This is a genomic window from Rhodococcus sp. IEGM 1351, from assembly GCF_030056875.1.
Lineage (GTDB): Bacteria > Actinomycetota > Actinomycetes > Mycobacteriales > Mycobacteriaceae > Rhodococcus_F > Rhodococcus_F opacus.
Map to the genome: position 1 here is coordinate 143,785 of NZ_JASHKU010000013.1, position 20,748 is coordinate 164,532.

Here is a 20,748-nt window from a genome sequence, read left to right on the forward strand (position 1 = left end):
TCAGCGCACCGAGTGCGGCCGGTTCGCGCTGTCGTCGGGATCGCTGTCCCTGCCGGTGTCGGGCGCGGCGTGCCGCGGCCGACGATGCGAACGCTCGAGGTGCGGTGCGATCGCGGCGAGAGCAGCCGGCGTCGTCATCGTCCAGTGCGTCGCGTCCACCGGATGCTCGACGATGCTCCCGCGCACGAACTGTCCCCAGCAGGTCACCGGGTCCACGTGGAAACCGTCGTCCAGGGCGGCGGTGAAGAACACCAGATCGCCCGCGAACACCCTCGGCCGGTGTGCGTCGATCAGTGTGGGGGCTCGCAGCGCATTGCCGTAGATCCGTCCGAGTTCGGGAGCGGTCAGCGCCGCCAGCGGCCCTCCGACGACCCGCAGCAGTGCCGCCGCACGCTCGGCGTCGAACTGCCCGTCCGGCGCGAGTTCGTCGAGCACGCTGTCGTCCGGGAGGTCCAGGCCGACTCCGCCGAGAAGATCCGCGGTGGTCGCGGAGTTCTCCACGCTGCGGTCGATCCCGACATAGCTGTCGAGGAGCCCCAGCAGACGCACCTCTTCACCGGCGTCCTGCAACTGCACCGCCATCTCGTGAGCGATGACTCCACCCAGCGACCACCCCACCAGGTGGTACGGGCCGTGCGGCTGGATCGAACGGATCTCCCGGACGTAGCGGGCCGCGAAGTCGGTGATCGTCTCCAGGTGCAGCTCGTCCTCGGTCAGCGCCGGCGACTGCAGCCCGTAGATCGGCCGGTCCTGGGTCAGCTCGCGGCCGAGCCCCGCGTAGCTCCAGGCGAGCCCGATGAACGGATGCACACAGAACAGCGGCTCCGCCGTCCCTCTCGTGCGGATCGGGAGAAGCACGTCGAGTGACGCACCCGCACCGTCCACCCCGTCGTTCGTCCACTTCTGGATGCGTTGTCCCAGCGACTCCGGCGTGGGGTCGCTGAACATCCATTGCAGCGGGAAGTCGATTCCCAGCTCGGACCCGAGTAAAGACGCGACTCGGGTGGCGATCAGCGAGTTGCCCCCGAGGTCGAAGAAGCTGTCCGTGACTCCGACGCTGTCGATGCCGAGTACGTCGGCGAACACCGTGGCGACGGCGCGCTCGGCCGCCGTCCGCGGCGCCTGGTACTCGTCGGCCGCCGACCGGACGGTCGGTGTGGGCAAGGCCTTGCGGTCGAGTTTGCCGTTCACCGACAGCGGCAGTGTGTCGAGGTGCACGACGTGCACCGGGATCATGTACGACGGGACGCGGGCCGACAGGTGCGCCCGCACGTCGGACCAGTCGGCCGCGGGCCGTCCCACCAGGTACGCCACCAGCGCTTCCTCGCCGCGGTCGTCGCGGTGCACCACCACGACCGCCTGCGACACGTCCGGATGGGTCTCGAGCGCGGTCTCGATCTCCCCCAACTCGATCCGCTGCCCCCGCAACTTCACCTGGAAATCCGTCCGCCCCACATACTCCAACGCACCGTCGCGGCGGCGACGCACCAGATCACCCGTGCGGTACATCCGCCCACCCGCCACGTGCGGGTTCGCCACGAACCGGTCCGCCGACAGATCCGGACGATTCAGATATCCCCGCGCCAGCTGATCCCCCGCCAGATACAACTCTCCCGCCACCCCGTTCGGCACCGGATGCAACCGGGCATCGAGCACATGCAACTCGGTGTTCCACACCGGACGCCCGATCGGCACCGTGTGCGTGTCCGCCGGACCCGTCTCCCAGTACGTGACGTCGACCGCCGCCTCCGTCGGCCCGTACAAGTTGTGCAGATCCGCACGACTGACCGCCCGGAACCGCGACACCTGCTCCGGCGTCAACGCCTCCCCCGAACAGAACACCAACCGCAACGAATCACACACCGCCGCAGCGGGTTCGGCAGTGAACACCGACAACATCGACGGCACGAAATGGGTGGTCGTCACGTGACGTTCCTGTATCAGCCCTGTCAGGTACCGCGGATCGCGGTGTCCGTCCGGCGCGGCGATCACCAGGGAGGCTCCCACCTGCAGCGGCCAGAACAGCTCCCACACCGAGACGTCGAACGTCACCGGAGTCTTCTGCAGAACGACGTCCGCACTGGTCAGGGTGTATTCGTGCTGCATCCACAGCAGGCGGTTCACGATCGCACCGTGGGTGACCGCGACGCCCTTCGGCCGGCCCGTCGACCCGGACGTGAAGATCACGTACGCCGTGTTCGCCGGGGACAGCGGCCACAGCCGGTCTGCATCGGTGATGGGCGAGTTGTCGAAGCCGGAGAAGTCCTCGGACGCGACGTCGAGGACGGGGACCGATCCGCCGCCGGGGAGTCCGGTACCGCTGACCAGCACACATGCCGGCCGTGCGGTGTCGAGTACATACGCGGTGCGCTCGGCCGGATGGTCCGGATCCACCGGCAGGTAGGCGCCACCGGCATTCACGACGGCGTAGATCGCGACGAGCAGATCGATCGACCGGCGCATCCCGACCGCGACGACGGACTCGGGGCCGACGCCCTGCTCGATCAGGCGGCGCGCCAGCCTGTTCACGCGGGAGTCGAAGTCGGCGTAGGTCAACTCGTCCCGGTCGAAGACCACCGCGATCCGGTCGGGGTCGGCCGCGACCCTCGTGTCGAACAGCGACGCCAGGGTCCCGGCGAGCACGTCGTGGGATGTCGCGTTGGTGCCGGCGATCTGCTTCCGTTCGCCGTCGCCGAGGACGTCGATATCTCCGACCGCGGTGTCCGGACTGTCGGTGGCCGCGCGCAGAATCTGCAGGAACCGCTGTCCGAACACGTGCATGGACGGCTCGTCGAACAGGTCGGAGGCGTACGTGAGGCGAGCAGCGATCCCGTCCGGACGGCCCTCGGAGTCGAACTGCTCCATCAGGGTGAGCTGCAGGTCGAACTTGGCGATGTCGACATCGAAGTCGAAACCGCTCACCGACAGATCACCCAGTCGGAGGGTCGCCTGGTCGAGGTTCTGGAACGTCAGCATCACCTGGAACAGGGGATGCCGCCCGGTGGACCGCGACGGATTGACGACCTCCACGAGGCGCTCGAACGGAACGTCCGCGTGAGAGAAGGCGGCGAGATCGGTCTCGCGCACGTCGGCGACCAGTTCGGCGAAGGTCTTGCCTCCGTCGACCTGCTGGCGCAGGACCAGTGTGTTGACGAACATGCCGATCAGGTCGTCGAGTTCGCGTTCGCCACGTCCCGCGACGGGGGTGCCGATGGCGATGTCTCCGGTGCCGGAGAGTCGGCTCAGCAGCACCGCGAGCGCCGAGTGCACGAGCATGAACAGGGACGCGCTCGCGTCCCGCGCCGCACCCAGGAGCATGCCGTGCAGGTCGGCCGGCACGGCGAAGTCGACGGTGCCGCCCCGGTACGACGCCACCGCGGGACGCGGGCGGTCGGTGGGCAGGTCCAGCTGATCCGGTGCGCCCGTGAGGGTCTGCGTCCAGAACGCGAGTTGCCGTGCCGAGACCGAATCGGGATCGGCCTCGTCGCCGAGGAGTGCCCGCTGCCACAGTGCGTAGTCGGCGTACTGCACCGGCAACGGCGCCCAGTCGGGCGTGGTGTCCGCCGACCGCGCCGCGTACGCCGTCATCACATCGCGCACCATCGGCGCCATCGACCAGCCGTCGCCGGAGATGTGGTGGACCACCAGGGCGAGAACGTGCTCCGTCGGGGACATGCGGAAGATCCGCACCCGCACCGGAACCTCCGTGGTGACGTCGAATCCGGTGGTCACCAGGCCGGCGATCAGCGCGGGCAGCGCGGCCTCGTCCGTCGCGTCGACGGACAGTTCGCCCCCCACCCGGTCGATGGGCAGGATCACCTGGTGCGGACCGTCCGCGGAGTCCGGGTAGACCGTCCGCAGCGACTCGTGCCTGCGGACGACGTCGGCGACCGCGTGCTGCAGCGCGTCGACGTCCAGCGCGCCCGACAGCCGGACCGCCACGGGAATGTTGTGCACCGCCGAGTTCGGGTCGAACCTGTTGAGGAACCACATCCGGTGTTGCGCCGACGACAGCGGAATCCGTTCGGGACGCACGGCCGGCGTCAGCGCCGGGCGGGCGGGCGCGGTCGCGTCGATCGAATCCAGCAGTGCCGCAAGGGCGGCGACCGTGGGCGCCTCGAACAGGCTTCGAATCTCCACGCGGCGCCCGAGTCGTTCGGACAGCCGGGCGATCACCCGGGTGGCGACGAGGGAGTTGCCGCCGAGGTCGAAGAAGTTCGCGGCGGTACCGACCTGTTCGACGCCGAGCACGTCGGCGAACACGGCGGCCACCGATTCCTCCGTGGGTGTCGCGGGGGCGCGGTACTCGACTGTCGCCGACACGAAGTCGGGCGCAGGAAGGGCCTTGCGGTCGAGTTTGCCGTTCGAGGTCAGGGGCAATTGCGCGAGCACGACGAGGGCGGCGGGCACCATGTAGCTCGGCACCACGGCGCCGACCTCGGCCAGAACCGCGGCGGAGTCGACGGTGGCGCCGTCCTCGGGGACCACGTACGCGACCAGGGCGGTCCCGGTGTGCGGGTGCTGGTGGGCGACGACGACGGACTGCCCCACCCCTGTGCTCGACATCAGTGCGGACTCGATCTCGCCGAGTTCGATGCGGAACCCGCGGACCTTCACCTGGAAGTCGGAGCGCTCGAGGTACTCGAGGATCCCCCTCGCGTCCCGGACGCGCCAGCGCACCACGTCACCGGTGCGGTAGAGCCGTGAACCGGGTGCGCCGAAGGGGTTGGCCACGAAGCGCTCGGCGGTCAGATCGGCGCGGGCGACGTAACCGCGGGCCAGCTGGTCGCCGGCCAGGTACAGCTCACCCGCCACCCCGACGGGGACCGGGTTCAGGCGGGCATCCAGCACGAACACATGTGTGTTCCACTCGGGTCCGCCGATGGGAACGGTGTCGACGTCGGTGGCGGTGTGTGTCCAGGCGGTCGCGGACACGGCGGCCTCGGTGGGCCCGTACAGGTTGTGCAGCGCGACGGTCCCGAACCGGCGGCGGAAGCGGACCGCGGTGTCGACGGGCAACGCCTCGCCGATGCACAGCACCCGCCGCAGGGCCGGCTGCTGCCCCGCACCCGGGGTCGCCAGGAAGGCCTCCAGCAGGGACGGCACGAAATGTGCTGTCGTGACGCGCTGCTGACGCATCAGGTCCGCCAGGTAGTCCGGATCGCGGTGACCGTCCGGGCGGGCGATGACGAGTCGGGCGCCCGAGATCAGCGGCCAGAACAGTTCCCACACCGACAGGTCGAACGTGACGGGGGTCTTCTGCACGACGGCGTCGGTGGTGTCGAGCGGGTATTCGTGCTGCTTCCAGCGGAGTTGGTTCGCAATGGCGGCGTGCGTCACGGCGACACCCTTGGGTCGGCCGGTGGACCCGGACGTGAAGATCAGGTACGCCGTGTTCTCCGGCCGCAGCGGGGCGAGGCGATGCGCATCGGTCACCGGTTCGGGTGGTGAGGCGGTGAGGTCGAGGGTGTCGATCTCGATGACCGGGACGTTCTCGGCGGCGAACCCGTCCGAGGACGTGGTGAGGATGCACACCGGGCGGGCGGTCTCGAGCACGTAGGCGAGCCGGTCGGCCGGATGGGTGAGATCGATCGGCAGGTACGCGCCGCCGGCCCGCAGCACCGCGTACATCCCGACCAGCAGTTCGATCGACCGGTTCATCGCCAGTCCCACCACGGATTCCGGCCCCACTCCGCGATCGATCAGCCGGTGGGCGAGGGCGTCGACACGGCGGTCGAACTCTGCGTACGTCAGTTCGGTGCCCTCGAAGAACACGGCGGCCTCATCGGGTGTGCGCGCCGCCTGGGCGGAGAACAGTTGGGCGAGCGTCGTCGGCGGCAGATCGACGCCGGTGTCGTTGAATTCGGCGAGGACCGAGCGCCGTTCGGGGCCGTCGAGCAGGTCGATGGCCCCGACGGCCACGTCCGGATCCTGTACGACCGACGCGAGGACGCGGGTGAAGCGTTCCGCGAATGCCCGCACGGTCGATTCGTCGAAGAGGTCGGTGGCGTAGGTGAACTGGGCCTCGATCACGTCCGGGGATCCGTCGGCGTCGTGCTTCTCCGACAGTGTCAGGTGCAGATCGAAGTTGGAGATCGTGTTCGGCACGTCGAGTCCCTCGACGTGCAGCCCGGGAAGTTCGAGTGTGGTGGTGGCGAGGTTCTGGAACGAGAACGCGACCTGGAACAGCGGGTGGTGCGCGCGGGACCGGGCCGGGTTCAGCACGTCGACGAGGCGCTCGAACGGAATGTCGGAGTGCGCGAACGCACTCAGATCGGCAGAGCGTGCGTCGGCGAGGCTGTCCGCGAACGAACTCGCGAGGTCCACGTGGGTGCGCAGTACCAGGGTGTTCACGAACATGCCGACGAGTTCGTCGAGGGATTCCTCACCGCGGCCGGCGATGGGTGCGCCGACGGTGATATCGGACTCGTTGCTCAGTCGGGCGAGCAGTACCGCGAGCGCGGTGTGCATCACCATGAACAGGGAGGTGTTCCGGCCGCGTGCGAACGCCAGCAGGGCGCGGTGGGTGCCGGCGTCGATGGTGAACGGCACGTGCGCGCCCCGGTGCGACGCGACCGCGGGGCGGGGACGGTCGGTCGGCAGGGACAGCCGGTCCGGCAGACCCTCCAGCGTGCGGGTCCAGTAGGCGATCTGAGCGGCGGCGACCGATTCGGGATCGGCCTCGTCGCCGAGGAGTTCCCGCTGCCACAGGCTGTAGTCGGCGTACTGCACCGGCAGCGGGGTCCAGCGGGGCACGTGTCCCTCGGCGCGGGCGGTGTAGGCGAGCATGACGTCGCGGGCCAGTGGGGCGAGCGACCAGCCGTCACCCGAGATGTGGTGGGCGACCATCACGAGCACGTAGTCGTCGGGTCCGACGCGGTACATCCGCGCCCGCAGGGGCACATCCGCGGTCACGTCGAAGCCCGTCGTCACGAGTGCGAGCACCCGCTCGAGGACGTCGTCGGGGTGCGCCGCCACCGGTGTCAGGTCGGGCACCGCGTCCCCGGCGGGCACGATCACCTGGTGCGGGCCGTCGGCGGAGTCGGGATAGACGGTGCGCAGTGCCTCGTGCCGCCCGACGAGATCGGCGATCGCGATCTGCATGGCACGCAGGTCCACCTCGCCCGACAGCCGGAGCGCGACCGGCAGGTTGTACGCGGGCGATGCGGTGTCGAACTGGTTGATGAACCACATCCGCTGCTGGGCGAGCGACAGCGGAATGTGTTCGGGCCGAGGCCTGGCCGTCAGCGCGGGGCGCCGCACACCGTGGGTGGTGGTCTCGGTGATGCGTGCCGCGAGCGCGGCGACGGTCGGCGACTCGAACACTTCACGGACACCGACGTGGACGTCGAGTGCCGCGTTGATCCGCGACACCACCTGCGTGGCGAGCAGCGAGTTGCCGCCGAGGTCGAAGAAGCTGTCGTGGATGCCGATCTCCGGCAACGCGAGGATGTCCGCGAAGATGCCGGCGACGATCACCTCCATCGGGTTCCGCGGCGCCTCGAATGTCGTGGCCGCGGCGGCGAAGATCGGCTCGGGGAGCGCAGCCCGGTCGAGCTTGCCCGCCGGGGTGAGCGGCAGGGCGTCGAGGAGGGTGACGGAGGCCGGAACCATGTAGGCGGGCAGGGTGCGCCCGACGAAATTCGCGACCTCGACCCGGTCCACGTCCTCACCGGTGAACGGCAGCACGTACGCGACGAGGGAGGTCTCCCCGTTGGGGTGGTCGTACCCGATCGTGGTGGCGTACTCGATCTGCGGGTGTGCGGTGAGCGCGGCGTCGATCTCGCCGAGTTCGATCCGGAATCCGCGGATCTTCACCTGGTGGTCGGTGCGGCCGACGAAATCGAGGACGCGGTTCTCCCGCCACCGGACGAGATCGCCGGTGCGGTACATCAGGTCGCCGGGCGCGCCGTACGGGTCCGCGACGAACCGTTCGGCGGTCAGTCCCGGCCGTCCGAGGTAGCCGCGGGCGAGGCTCGGGCCTCCGACGTACAGTTCGCCCGGCACACCCACCGGCACGGGACGCAGCCGGCCGTCCAGCACGAGTGCCCGCACTCCACGGCTCGGCCCGCCGATGGTGACCGGTTCCCCGGCGCGGAGGGGTTCGGTGATGGACGACATGATCGTCGCCTCGCTGGGACCGTACGCGTTGACCATGCGACGCCCGGGCGCCCAGCGGGCGACCAGTTCCGGCGGGCACACGTCACCGGCGACCACGACGACGGCGAGGTCGTCGAGCCCGTGATGGTCCACCGACGCCAGCGCCGCCGGAGTGGAGAACGCATGGGTGACGTGCTCGGTAGCGAGCAGTTCGGCGAGTTCCGATCCGCCGTAGATCGTGGGCGGGGCGATGACCATCGTGGCTCCCGCGCCGAGTGCCATCAGCATCTCGAACACCGAGGCGTCGAAGCTCGGGGACGCGAAATGCAGTGTCCGCGAACGGGAGGTGACCCCGAGGAGCTCACGCTCGTCGGTCACCAGGTTCATCAGACCGCGATGTGTGACCGCGACCCCCTTGGGCCGGCCGGTGGACCCCGACGTGTAGATGACGTACGCCACCTGGTCGGACAGGATCGGCCGCATGCGGTCGCGGTTGGTGAGCGGCAACCGGGATTCGTGGGTGCAGCGCACCTCGAGTGCCGGGTCGTCGAGGAGCATCCACCGGATCGAGTCCGGGAGGAGATCCTGTTTCGCGGACACGGTGATCCCGACCATCGCCCCGGAGTCCTGCACCATGTGCAGAATGCGGTCCGCGGGATAGCCGGGGTCGACGGGCACGAAGGCTGCACCGGTCTTGGCCACCGCCCACACGGCCACCACGGATTCGAAGGACCGCGGCAGCGCCAGCGCGACCCGGGTTTCGGGTCCCACTCCCCTGTCGACGAGCAACCGGGCCAGTTGATTCGACCGTTCGTCGAGGTCCCGGTAGGTGAGGCTCTCCCCCTCGAAGACGACGGCGGCTCCGTCGGGTGCCGCGGCGACGGCGTCGGCGAGGATCTCGGGCAGCATCTGCACCGGTCGCGCGTCGGCGCCGCGAACCGGGGTGAGCGCCGCATATTCCTCGTCGCCGAGGACCGGGATGTCACCGATCGGCCGCTGCGGGTCGGCGACGACCGCCTCGAAGATCCGCCGCAGCCGGGTCGCGTACCCGGCGGCGGTGCTCTCGTCGAAAATGTCTGTCGCGTACACCAGTTCGGCGTCGATGCCGGCAGCCTCGGACACGTCGTCGAGGCGCTCGGTGAGCGTGAAGTGCAGGTCGAACTTCGCGATGCTCGCGTCGAGGGTGAGCGGTTCCACCGACAGCCCGTCCAGTTCGAGCCGGTCGGCAGAGACCGCCTGCACGCCGAGGGCCACCTGGAACAGTGGGTGGTGCGAGGTGGAGCGGACCGGGCTCAATACCTCCACCAGTCGCTCGAACGGCAGGTCCGCGTGGGCGAACGCCTCGAGGTCGACGTCCCGGGCCTGTTCGAGCAGCGACACGAACGACGCCCCCGGGTCCAGCGTCGTGCGCAACACGAGGGTGTTGACGAACATGCCGATGATGTCGTCGAGTTCCACCCGGCCGCGGCCGGCGATCGCTGTGCCGACGGTGATGTCGGAGCTGGTGCTGAGCCGGCTCAGCAGGACGCTGAGCGCGGCGTGGGCGACCATGAAGATGCTGGCGCCGTGCGCGCGTGCCAGTTCGGCCAGGGCCCGGTGCGTGTCGGCATCCAGGGTGAAACGCGTTGCCGCACCCCGATGCGACGGAACGGCCGGCCTGCCCCGGTCGCCCGGCAGGTACAGCTGGTCCGGGACACCGGTGAGTGTCCGGGTCCAATACTCGAGCTGGGCGGCGGCGAGGCTGTCCGGGTCGGACTCGGCACCGAGCACCTCCCGCTGCCACAGCGCGTAGTCGGCGTACTGCACCGGCAGCGGCGCCCAGGTGGGCGCCTGGCCTGCCGCGCGGCTCGCGTACGCGATCATCACGTCCCGGATCAGCGGTTCCATGGACACGCCGTCGGCGGAGATGTGATGGACGACGAGAGCGAGCACGTGCTCGGTGTCGCCGAGCGAGTACACCTTCACCCGCAGCGGCACGGCCTGGGAGACGTCGAAGCCGGTCAGCAGGAACTGCTCGAGATCCGCGCGCAGCCCGGTCTCGCTCACGCGGACCGGTGCGACGTCGAGGGTGAACTCCCCTGGTTCGAGGATCACCTGGTGCGGTCCACCCCGGGAATCAGGAAAGACGGTCCGCAGCGATTCGTGCCGGCTGATCAGATCGTCGATCGCCGCGGCCAGCGCCGCAGTATCCAGCGGTCCGGTGAGCCGGACCGCGGCGGGCAGGTTGTATGCGGGCGAGGACGTCTCGAACTGGTTGAGGAACCACATCCGCTGCTGCGCGAGTGACAGCGGGATCCGGTCGGGGCGGACCGCCGCCGTCAGGGGTGCGATCGCCGTGGACGGACCGTGCCCGTCGAGTCGCCGGGCCAGGGCCGCGACGGTGGGCGCGTCGAACACGTCGCGGATGGCGACGCGTGTCTCCGTCGCGACCCCGATGCGGGTGCTGAGTTTGGTGGCCGACAGGGAGTTGCCGCCGAGTTCGAAGAAGTTGTCGTCGACACCGACCCGGGGGACGCCGAGGAGTTCGGCGAAGATCCCGGCGACGATGCGCTCAGACTCGGTGCGCGGCGCCGTGTACTCCGCCTTCACGGTGAACACCGGTGCTGGCAACGCCTTCTGGTCGACCTTGCCGTTCGGTGTCAGCGGCAGTTCCGCCAGCGTGATCAGCAGCGACGGAATCATGTAGGAGGGCAGGCTGCCCGCGGCTTCGGCGAGAACGGCGTCCCGGTCCAGTGTGATTCCGCGGCGCGGCACGACGTACCCGACGAGGTGGTCGCCGGTGTGCGAGTCCGAATGCGGGACGACGATCGCCTGGTCCACGTCTTCGTGCCGAAGCAGTGCCGACACGATTTCGCCGAGTTCGATGCGGAATCCGCGGACCTTCACCTGGAAGTCGGTGCGCCCGAGGTACTCGAGCCGGCCGTCCGCGTTCCACCGGACGAGGTCGCCGGTGCGGTACAGCCGGGCGCCCGACGTGGCGAAGGGGTCGGCGACGAACCGTTCGGCGGTGAGGTCGGGGCGACCCAGGTATCCGCGGGCGAGCTGGAGTCCACCGAGGTACAGCTCTCCCGCGACACCGACCGGTACCGGACGCAGGCGGCCGTCGAGGACGAGGGCGCTGGTGTTCCAGACGGGCAGGCCGATCGGGACTGTGTCGGAGTTGTCGGACCGCGCCGCGAAGAAGGTGGTGGTCACCGCCGCCTCGGTGGGTCCGTACGTGTTGTCGATCTCCGCGGGATGGGACGCCCGGAAGTCGTCGATCGTCTCCGGCGACACGGCTTCGCCGCCGACCAGCACGTGCCGCAGCGCCGGCAGATCGTCGAGTCCGGGTCCGGACGTCAGGGCCGCCAGCATCGCCGGAACGAAGTGCACGACGGTGACGCCGTGTGCGCGGAGGACGCCCGAGAGGTACTCGGGGTCGCGGTGCCCGTCGGGTTCGGCGACGACGAGCCGAGCGCCGGAGACGAGCGGCGCGAAGCATTCCCACACCGACACGTCGAACGTCACAGGGGTCTTGAACAGCATCGTGTCGGCGGTGCCGAGCGTGTACTGCGCACGCAGCCACTCGAGCTGCGCCGCGATCGCCGTGTGGGTGACGGCGACCCCCTTGGGCCGTCCCGTGGAACCGGACGTGAAGAGGACGTACGCCGTGTTGTCCGGGCGCAGCGGTGCGATCCGTTCTTCGGCGCGGATCGGCTCCCCGCCGAACTCTGCCGGGTCCGGGTCTGCGGGCACGACCGCCCGCACCCCGTAGCGTGTCGTCACGGTCTGTGGGAGCAGGTCGCTGCTCGTGAGAACCAGGGATGCGCCGGACTGTTCGACGATGTCGCTGTTGCGTTGTTCGGGTTGACCGGGATCGAGTGGGGTGTAGGCGCCGCCTGCCTTCACCACGGCGTGGACGGCGACGAGCAGGTCCAGCGACCTCGGGATCTCCACCGCCACGACGACGTCGGGGCCGACACCGTCGCCGATGAGTCTGCGCGCGAGACGGTTCGACCGGGCATCGAACTCGGCGTACGTCAGCGCCTCGTCGCGCCAGAGCACCGCGGGGGCGTCCGGTGTCGTCCGTGCCTGTTCGTCGAGGAGACCGGCCAGGGTGGGCTGTCCCGTGTCCCGTGTCGCGCCGTGTGACAGGGCGAGCAGACGCAGCCGGGCATCGTCGCCGAGCAGGTCGAGGTCGCCGACCGTGGTTCGGGGATCGCGGGTCAGTCCGGTCAGGACCCGGAGGAAGGACTCACCGATCCGCAGTGCGGTGTCCTCGTCGAAGAGGTCCTTGGCGTAGCCGAGTTCGAGATCGAGACCGGTCGAGTTCCCCTCCTCGTCGTGGCGTTCGCCGAGTACGAAGTTGAGGTCGAACTTGGCGATCGGCGACTCGATCTCGAGTGCGGACACCTCCAGTCCCGGCAGTTCGAGTGTCGGGGTCTGCAGGTTCTGCAGTGCGAGCGCCACCTGGAACAGCGGGTGGAACGCGGTGGAGCGGGTCGGGTTGATCGCGTCGACCAGCTGCTCGAACGGTACGTCGACGTGGGAGAACGCCTCGAGGTCGACGCGCCGGACCTGCTCGAGCAGTTCGGTTCCTGTCGATTCCGGTTGCACGTCGGTGCGCAGCACCAGGGTGTTGACGAACATGCCGACGAGTCCGTCGAGGGACTGCTCCCCGCGACCTGCGACGGATGTTCCGATGGCGACGTCCCGGCCGGCCCCGATCCGCGACAGGAGCGCGGCGAGTGCGGTGTGGACGACCATGAACAGGCTGGCGTGGTGGGTGCGCGCTACGTCCAGCAGACGCAGGTGGCTGTCGCCGCCCAGGGCCAGCCGCACCGTGCCGCCACGGTTCGACGGAGCGGGCGGACGGGGGCGGTCGGTGGGTAGTTCGACCTGATCCGGCAGGCCCGCGAGTGTTCGCTTCCAGTAGGCGATCTGGCCGGCGGCCAGCGACTGCGGATCGTTCTCGTCGCCCAGTAGTTCCCGCTGCCACACGGCGTAGTCCGCGTACTGCACCGGCAACGCGTTCCAGGCCGGGGCGGCACCGGCGGTCCGGGCCGCATAGGACGTCATGACATCGGAAGCGAGGGGGATGAACGACCAGCCGTCCGCCGAGATGTGGTGGATGACGAATAGCAGGATGTGCTCCGAGCGGCTCTCGCGGAACAGATGGACCCGCAACGGGAGGTCGGTGGTGACGTCGAACCCGGCGGACGCGTGCCGCAGGATCGCACCGGTGAGGTCTTCACCGGACAGACGTGACGGCGTCAGATCGAGGGGGATCGACTCCACCGGGACGATCACCTGATGCGCCCCGTTCTCGGTCGCCGGGTAGACGGTCCGCAGTGCCTCGTGCCGCTCGAGGACGTCGCCGAGCGCCGCACGCAGGGTCGCGACATCGATCCTGCCGGACATGCGCAGCGCGAGCGGGATGTTGTATGCGGCCGAGGACGTGTCGAACTGGTTGAGGAACCACATGCGCTGCTGTGCCGGCGACAGCGGGATCGTCGCGGGACGCTCACCGGCGACGAGGGCAGGCCGCTCGACCGTCGTCTCGGACAGCGCGGCGATCGCGAGTTCGCGCACGGTGGGGTTGTCGAACAGGGTGCGAACGGAAATGCGTGTACCCAGAGCCGCACCGACCCGGGAGACGACCTGGGTGGCGGACAGCGAATTGCCGCCGAGGTCGAAGAAGTTGTCGTCCAGCCCGATCGACGGCTCGCCCACCACGTCGGCGAAGACGGCGGCGATCGCCTGCTCGGCCGGGGTCTGCGGCGCCGTGAACTCACTGCGGCGCGCGAAGACGGGTGCGGGCAGGGCGTTGCGGTCGAGTTTCCCCGCCGGGGTCAGCGGCAACGACTCCAACACCACGATCGACGACGGCACCATGTACCCCGGCAACCGCTCCCCCACGAACCCCGACAACACCCGCGTATCGACCTCTACGCCCGGCGCCGGCAACACATACGACACCAGCCGACTACTCCCACCCCCGTCGTCATAGCCGACCGTGTGGGCGAACTCCACCACCGGATGCGCCGACAACACCGCATCGACCTCACCCAACTCGATCCGGAACCCCCGAATCTTCACCTGAAAATCACTACGCCCCAAAAACTCCAAAACCCAGGTGCCGTCCGCGGCGACCACCCACCGCACCACATCACCCGTGCGATACATCCGCCCACCCGCACCGAACGGACACGCCACGAACCGCCCCGCCGTCAACCCGGCCCGACCCACATACCCCCGAGCCAAGCTCGACCCGAGAACATACAACTCCCCACGCACCCCAGCCGGGACCGGACGCAACCGGTGGTCGAGGACCACCAGGTCCACCCCCACCGTCGGCGACCCGATACTCACCGCCCGCCCAGGCACCAACGGACCGGTCGCCGACGACATGATCGTCGTCTCACTCGGACCATACGCATTGACCATCACCCGACCCGGCGCCCACCGCGACACCAACTCCGGCGGGCACGCATCACCCGCCACCACCACCGTCTTCAGACGGTCCAGACCCCGATGATCCAACGACGCCAACGCCGCCGGCGTGCAGAACGCATGCGTCACCTCATGTTCGGCAACAAACTCCGCCAACTCGGCGCCACCGAAAATACTGGTCGGCGCCACCACCAGCGTCGCCCCCGCACACACCGCCATCACCAACTCGAACACCGACGCATCGAAACTCGGCGACGCGAAATGCAACACCCGCGAACCCGCGCCCACCCCCAACCGATCCCGCTCATCCGCAGCCAGATTCACCACACCCCGATGCGTGACCGCCACACCCTTCGGCCGACCCGTCGACCCCGACGTATAAATCACATACGCCGGATGATCCACCGACAACACACCCGTCCGGTCGGCGTCGGTGACCGCATCCGCCGGATACGAGGCAACGGCAGACACAAACTCCGCGTCGTCGAGCACGATCCACTGGGTCGCGTCGGGCAAACCCTCCCGCAACGCGGCCGTGGTGATCCCGATCGGCGCCCCACAATCCTCCAGCATGAACGCGATCCGCTCGAACGGATAACCCGGATCCACCGGAACGAACGCCGCCCCCGCCTTCGCGACCGCCCAGGTTGCGGCGACGGACTCCCGGGAGCGGGGCAACGCCAACGCCACGGAAACCTCCGGGCCGACCTGCATGGCGGCGAGCAGTCGCGCCAGGCGGTTCGATTCTGCGTCCAATTCCCGGTACGTGAGCGTGCTGGTTTCGCCCGCGGACGCACCGACCGCTGTCGGGGCAACGAGCGCGTCACCGTCCGGGTTGCTGCGCACGGCACCCGCGAACAGATCCGGCACGGTGACGGGTGCGAGTCCGGGCCTGCCCGTTGCCGGGACGAGAGCTGCCCGTTCGGTGTCATGGAGTAGGTCGAGATCACCGACGGCGGTGCCCGGGTCGGAGATCACGGCCTCGAGAATCCGCTGCAGTCGCCACGCGAGGTCGCGGACGGTGGACTCGTCGAACAGGTCGGTGGCGTAGGTGAATTCGGCACGGATCCCGGACGGTGCACCGGTGTCGTCGAGATTCTCGCCCAACGTCAACTGGAGGTCGATCTTGGCGACCCCCGGATCCACGTCCTCGACGCCGATCCGCAATCCCGGCAGTTCGTACTCGTCCGCCTGTACCGGGTTCATCGACAGCGCAACCTGGTAGATCGGATGATGCGCCGGGGTGCGCGTCGGGGCGAGCACGTCGACCAGCCGCTCGAACGGGACGTCCGCGTGGGCGAACGCCGCGAGGTCGGTGTCGCGCACCGTGTGGAGCAACTCGGCGAAGCTGTCTTCGCTGCGAACGGCGGTGCGCAGGACGAGGGTGTTGACGAACATGCCGACCAGGTCGTCGAGAGCGCGTTCGCCGCGTCCGGCGATCGGGGTGCCGATCGCGACGTCGTCGGTGGCCGACAGACGTCCCAGGAGCAGCGCAAATGCGGCGTGGGCCACCATGAACGTGGTGGCCCCGTGTTCCCGGGCCAGTCGCTGGATGCCGCAGTGGGTTTCGGGATCGATGCCGAAGCCCACCGATCGCCCGGCGTACGTCGGCTGAGCCGGACGCGGCCGGTCGAAGGGCAGGCGCAGTGCGTCGGGCACGCCTGCGAGTGTGTGCGTCCAGTATCCGAGTTGGGCGGACATGACGGATTCGGCGTCGTCCTCGCTGCCGAGCACCTCCCGCTGCCACACGCTGTAGTCGGCGTACTGGACCTCGAGCGGCGCCCATTGCGGGGCATGACCGTCGGCGCGGGCCGCGTAGGCAACCATGACGTCGCGGCCGAGGGGTCCGAACGACCAGCCGTCGGCCGCGATGTGGTGCAGCGAGATCGCCAGGACGTGCTCGGTGGGCGACGTGCGGAACAGCGTGGCCCGTATGGGTGTCTCCGCGGTGACGTCGAATCCGCGGGACGCGAACGCCAGCATTCGGCCGAGGAGGTCGGTTTCGGTGACGTCGACCGGCTGCAGTGTCACAGAGACGTCGGAGGCGGGCAGCACGATCTGCTCGGGGCCGTCCCCGCCGTCCGGGAACACCGTGCGCAGCGTTTCGTGGCGTTCGACGACGTCGTCGAACGCCACCGCCAACGCTGCGGTGTCGATCGCGCCGGACAGCCGCACCGCGAACGGCAGGTTGTAGGCCGGGGAGTCGGCGTCGAACTGGTTGAGGAACCACATGCGCTGCTGCGCGAGCGACAGCGGGATGCGGGCGGGCCGGGTCACTGCAGTCAGGCCCGGGCGCACCGCACTCGTGGTGGAGTCGATGCGCAACGCCAGTGCGGCCACGGTGGGCGCATCGAACACGTCACGAACCGACAGCCGGGTTCCGGTCGCCTCGGTGATGCGCGCGGTCACCCGGGTGACGGACAGCGAATTGCCGCCGAGGTCGAAGAAGCTGTCGTGCACACCGATCCGGCCGGCGTCGAGGACGTCGGCGAACACGTCCGCGACCGTCTGCTCCACCTCGTTGCGGGGTGCCACGTATTCGGTTGCATTCGAGCCGAATTCGGGATCCGGGAGGGCCTTGCGGTCCAGTTTCCCGCTCGTGTTCAGCGGGAACTCGTCGAGCAGCACCACGGCCGACGGCAGCATGTACGAGGGCAATGCTCCGGACATGAATGCACGCAATGCCGCGGCGTCGACAGCGCGACCGGAGGCGGGAACCACATACGCCACGAGATGATCACCCGTCGCGGCATCCGAGTAGACGAGGACCGCAGCACCGGTCACCTCCGGATGCGACCGCAACACCGCCTCGATCTCCCCCAACTCGATCCGCTGACCACGGAACTTCACCTGGAAATCGGTACGCCCGATGTACTCGAGCACCCCGTCCCTCCGACGCCGCACCAGATCACCCGTCCGGTACATCCGCGCCCCGGTATCACCGAACGGATTCGCCACGAACCGATCCGACGTCAAATCCACCCGGCCCAGATACCCCCGCGCCAACTGGATGCCACCGAGGTAGAGCTCCCCCGGCACCCCCACCGGGACCGGATGCAACCGCGAATCGAGCACGTACGCGTGAGTGTTCCACTCCGGCACACCGATCGGCACAGTCGTGTCGTCGGCGTCCGACGTCTCCCAGTACGTCACCGACACCGCGGCCTCCGTCGGCCCGTACAGATTGTGCAACCCGGCAGACGACAGCGCCCGGAAACGACTTGCGGTTTCGGGGGAAAGCGCCTCACCGATCACGAACACATGCCGCAGACTCGAACACGAGCCGGAAGGTACCGACGCAACGAACACATCCAACATCGACGGCACAAAATCGGTGACCGTCACCCCCTGCGCGTCGATCACCTCCGCCAGATACCCCGGGTCCCGGTGCCCGTCCGGACTCGCCAACACCATCGCCGCACCGACCTGCAACGGCCAGAAGAACCCCCACACCGACACGTCGAACGTCGTCGCCGTCTTCTGCAACACCACATCCCGCGCGGTGAGCGGGTACTCCGACTGCATCCACACCAACTGGTTCACGATGCCCGCGTGCGGCACCGAGACACCCTTCGGCTTACCGGTCGACCCGGACGTGTAGATGACGTAGGCGGTATTGGACGGGCGCAACGGAGCGACCCGGTCGGCATCGGTGATCGGATGCGACCCGAATTCCGACAGGTCCAGCGCGTCGACTTCGATCACCGGGAACATCGCGGGAAGATCGCCGCGATCGGCGGACGTGCTCAGCACACACACCGGCTGCGCCGAGTCGAGCACGTACCCGATGCGATCGACCGGATGATCCGGATCGACCGGCACATACGCACCCCCGGCCTTCACCACCGCATACATCCCCACCACCAGGTCGAGCGAACGCCGCATCGCCAGCACCACCCGCGACTCCGGCCCCACACCGCACGCGACCAGATACCGCGCCAACCGGTTCACCCGGGCATCGAACTCCGCATACGTGAGCGCAGCGTCCTCGAACACCACCGCCGTCGCACCCGGAGTCCGCGCCACCTGTGTATCGAACAGATCCGGCAGGGTGGCGACGGGAACGTCGTGGTCGGTCGAGTTCCAGTGCGTCAGTGCGGCGCTCTCGCCGGCGTCCAGCAATTCGATGTCGCCGACACGCGTGCCCGAGTCCGTGGTGACGGCATCGAGGATCGCGGTGAATCGGGCGGCGATGGCGGCAGCCGTGGCCTCGTCGAACAGGTCCGAGGCGTAGGTCAGTTGCGCGGTGATCCCGTCGGGATCGCCGTCGGCATCGAACCGCTCGACGAGGGTGAGGTGCAGATCGAATTTCGCGACGTCGATGTCGGTGTCGAGTCCGCGCAGTGTGAGTCCGTCGAGTTCGAGTGTGGTCTGCTCGAGGTTCTGGAAGGTGAGCATCACCTGAAACAACGGGTGGCGGGCAGCGTGCCGGGTGGGGCTGAGGACCTCCACCAGCCGTTCGAACGGGACGTCGGCGTGGGAGAACGCCGCGAGATCCACGTCCCGGACATGGTCGAGCAGGTCGGTGAACGCCGAACCCGGATCGACGGGGGTCCGCAGGGTCACCGTGTTGACGAACATGCCGATCAGATCGTCGAGTTCGCGTTCGCCGCGGCCCGCGACGGGTGTGCCGATGGTGACGTCCGAGGAGGCGCTGAGACGCCCGAGCAGGACGGCGAGCGCCGTGTGCACCGCCATGAACAGCGTGGCCCGCCGGGACTGTGCGAGCGCAGCCAACGCGCGGTGCGTCGACGCGTCGACGGCGAAGTCGACGTGCCGACCGCGGTACGACTGCTCCGCGGGTCGCGGCCGGTCCGTCGGGAGATCCAGCTCCTCGGGAACACCCGCGAGGGTGTTCGCCCAGAAGTCGAGTTGCCGGGCCGCGACCGAGTCGGGGTCGGATTCCTCGCCGAGCAGGTCACGTTGCCAGAGGGCGTAATCGGCGTACTGCACGGGAAGCGCCGTCCAGGTGGGGCACTCTCCCCGTGTGCGAGCCGCGTACGCGATCATCACGTCGCGCACCATCGGTGCCATCGACCAGCCGTCGCCGGAGATGTGGTGCACCACCAGTGCCAGCACGTGGTCGTCGGCACCCACCCCGATCAGCGTGACGCGGACGGGCAGGTCGGTCGTGACGTCGAAACCGGTGGTGAAGAATCGTCCGAGGACGGTCTCCAGGTCGTCCTCACCGACGGCGGCGACAGACAGATTCACTGGTGCGTCGCCGGTGTCGCGCACGACCTGGTGCGGACCGGTCGCCGAATCCGGGAACACCGTGCGCAGCGTTTCGTGGCGTTCGATCAGGTCTGCGATGGCCGCCTCGAGTGCCGCCCGGTCGAGTGCCCCGGTGAACCGCACCGCGAACGGCAGGTTGTAAGCCGGAGACGACGGGTCGAACTGGTTGAGGAACCACATGCGCTGCTGGGCCGGCGACAACGGAACCTGTTCCGGCCGCTCGCGCCGCGTCAGTGCCGGTCGAGTGTCCGCACTGTCCGACTGCGACAGTCGGGCCGCGAGTTCTGCGACGGTCGGCGACTCGAACAGGTCCCGCACCGCGAGCGGCACGTCGAGTTCGCTGCGGATCCGGGACACCAGCTGGGTGGCGATCAGGGAGTTGCCGCCGAGGTCGAAGAAACTGTCGTGGACGCTCACCCGGTCGAGTCCGAGCACCGTGCCGAACACCGCGGCGACGGAGTGCTCGACACTCGTGGACGGTGCGATGTATTCACCTGCAGCCGAGGAGAACTCCGGCGCGGGGAGGGCCGCGCGGTCCAGTTTCCCGCTCGTGTTCAGCGGGAACTCGTCGAGCAGCACCACGGCCGACGGCAGCATGTACGAGGGCAATGCTCCGGACATGAATGCACGCAATGCCGCGGCGTCGACAGCGCGACCGGAGGCGGGAACCACATACGCCACGAGATGATCACCCGTCGCGGCATCCGAGTAGACGAGGACCGCAGCACCGGTCACCTCCGGATGCGACCGCAACACCGCCTCGATCTCCCCCAACTCGATCCGCTGACCACGGAACTTCACCTGGAAATCGGTACGCCCGATGTACTCGAGCACCCCGTCCCTCCGACGCCGCACCAGATCACCCGTCCGGTACATCCGCGCCCCGGTATCACCGAACGGATTCGCCACGAACCGATCCGACGTCAAATCCACCCGGCCCAGATACCCCCGCGCCAACTGGATGCCACCGAGGTAGAGCTC

At 68.9% G+C, this 20,748-nt stretch carries 1 protein-coding gene (only partly in view); it reads right to left on the minus strand.

From position 1 onward, the window contains the following. On the minus strand, positions 1-20,748 hold the 3' portion of the coding sequence (locus QM806_RS23010) for a non-ribosomal peptide synthase/polyketide synthase (protein ID WP_283292971.1). Its footprint extends 8,790 nt past the window's final position; 20,748 of the gene's 29,538 nt are visible here — the last part of the coding sequence; the start codon falls outside the window, past its right edge; the stop codon is at positions 1-3.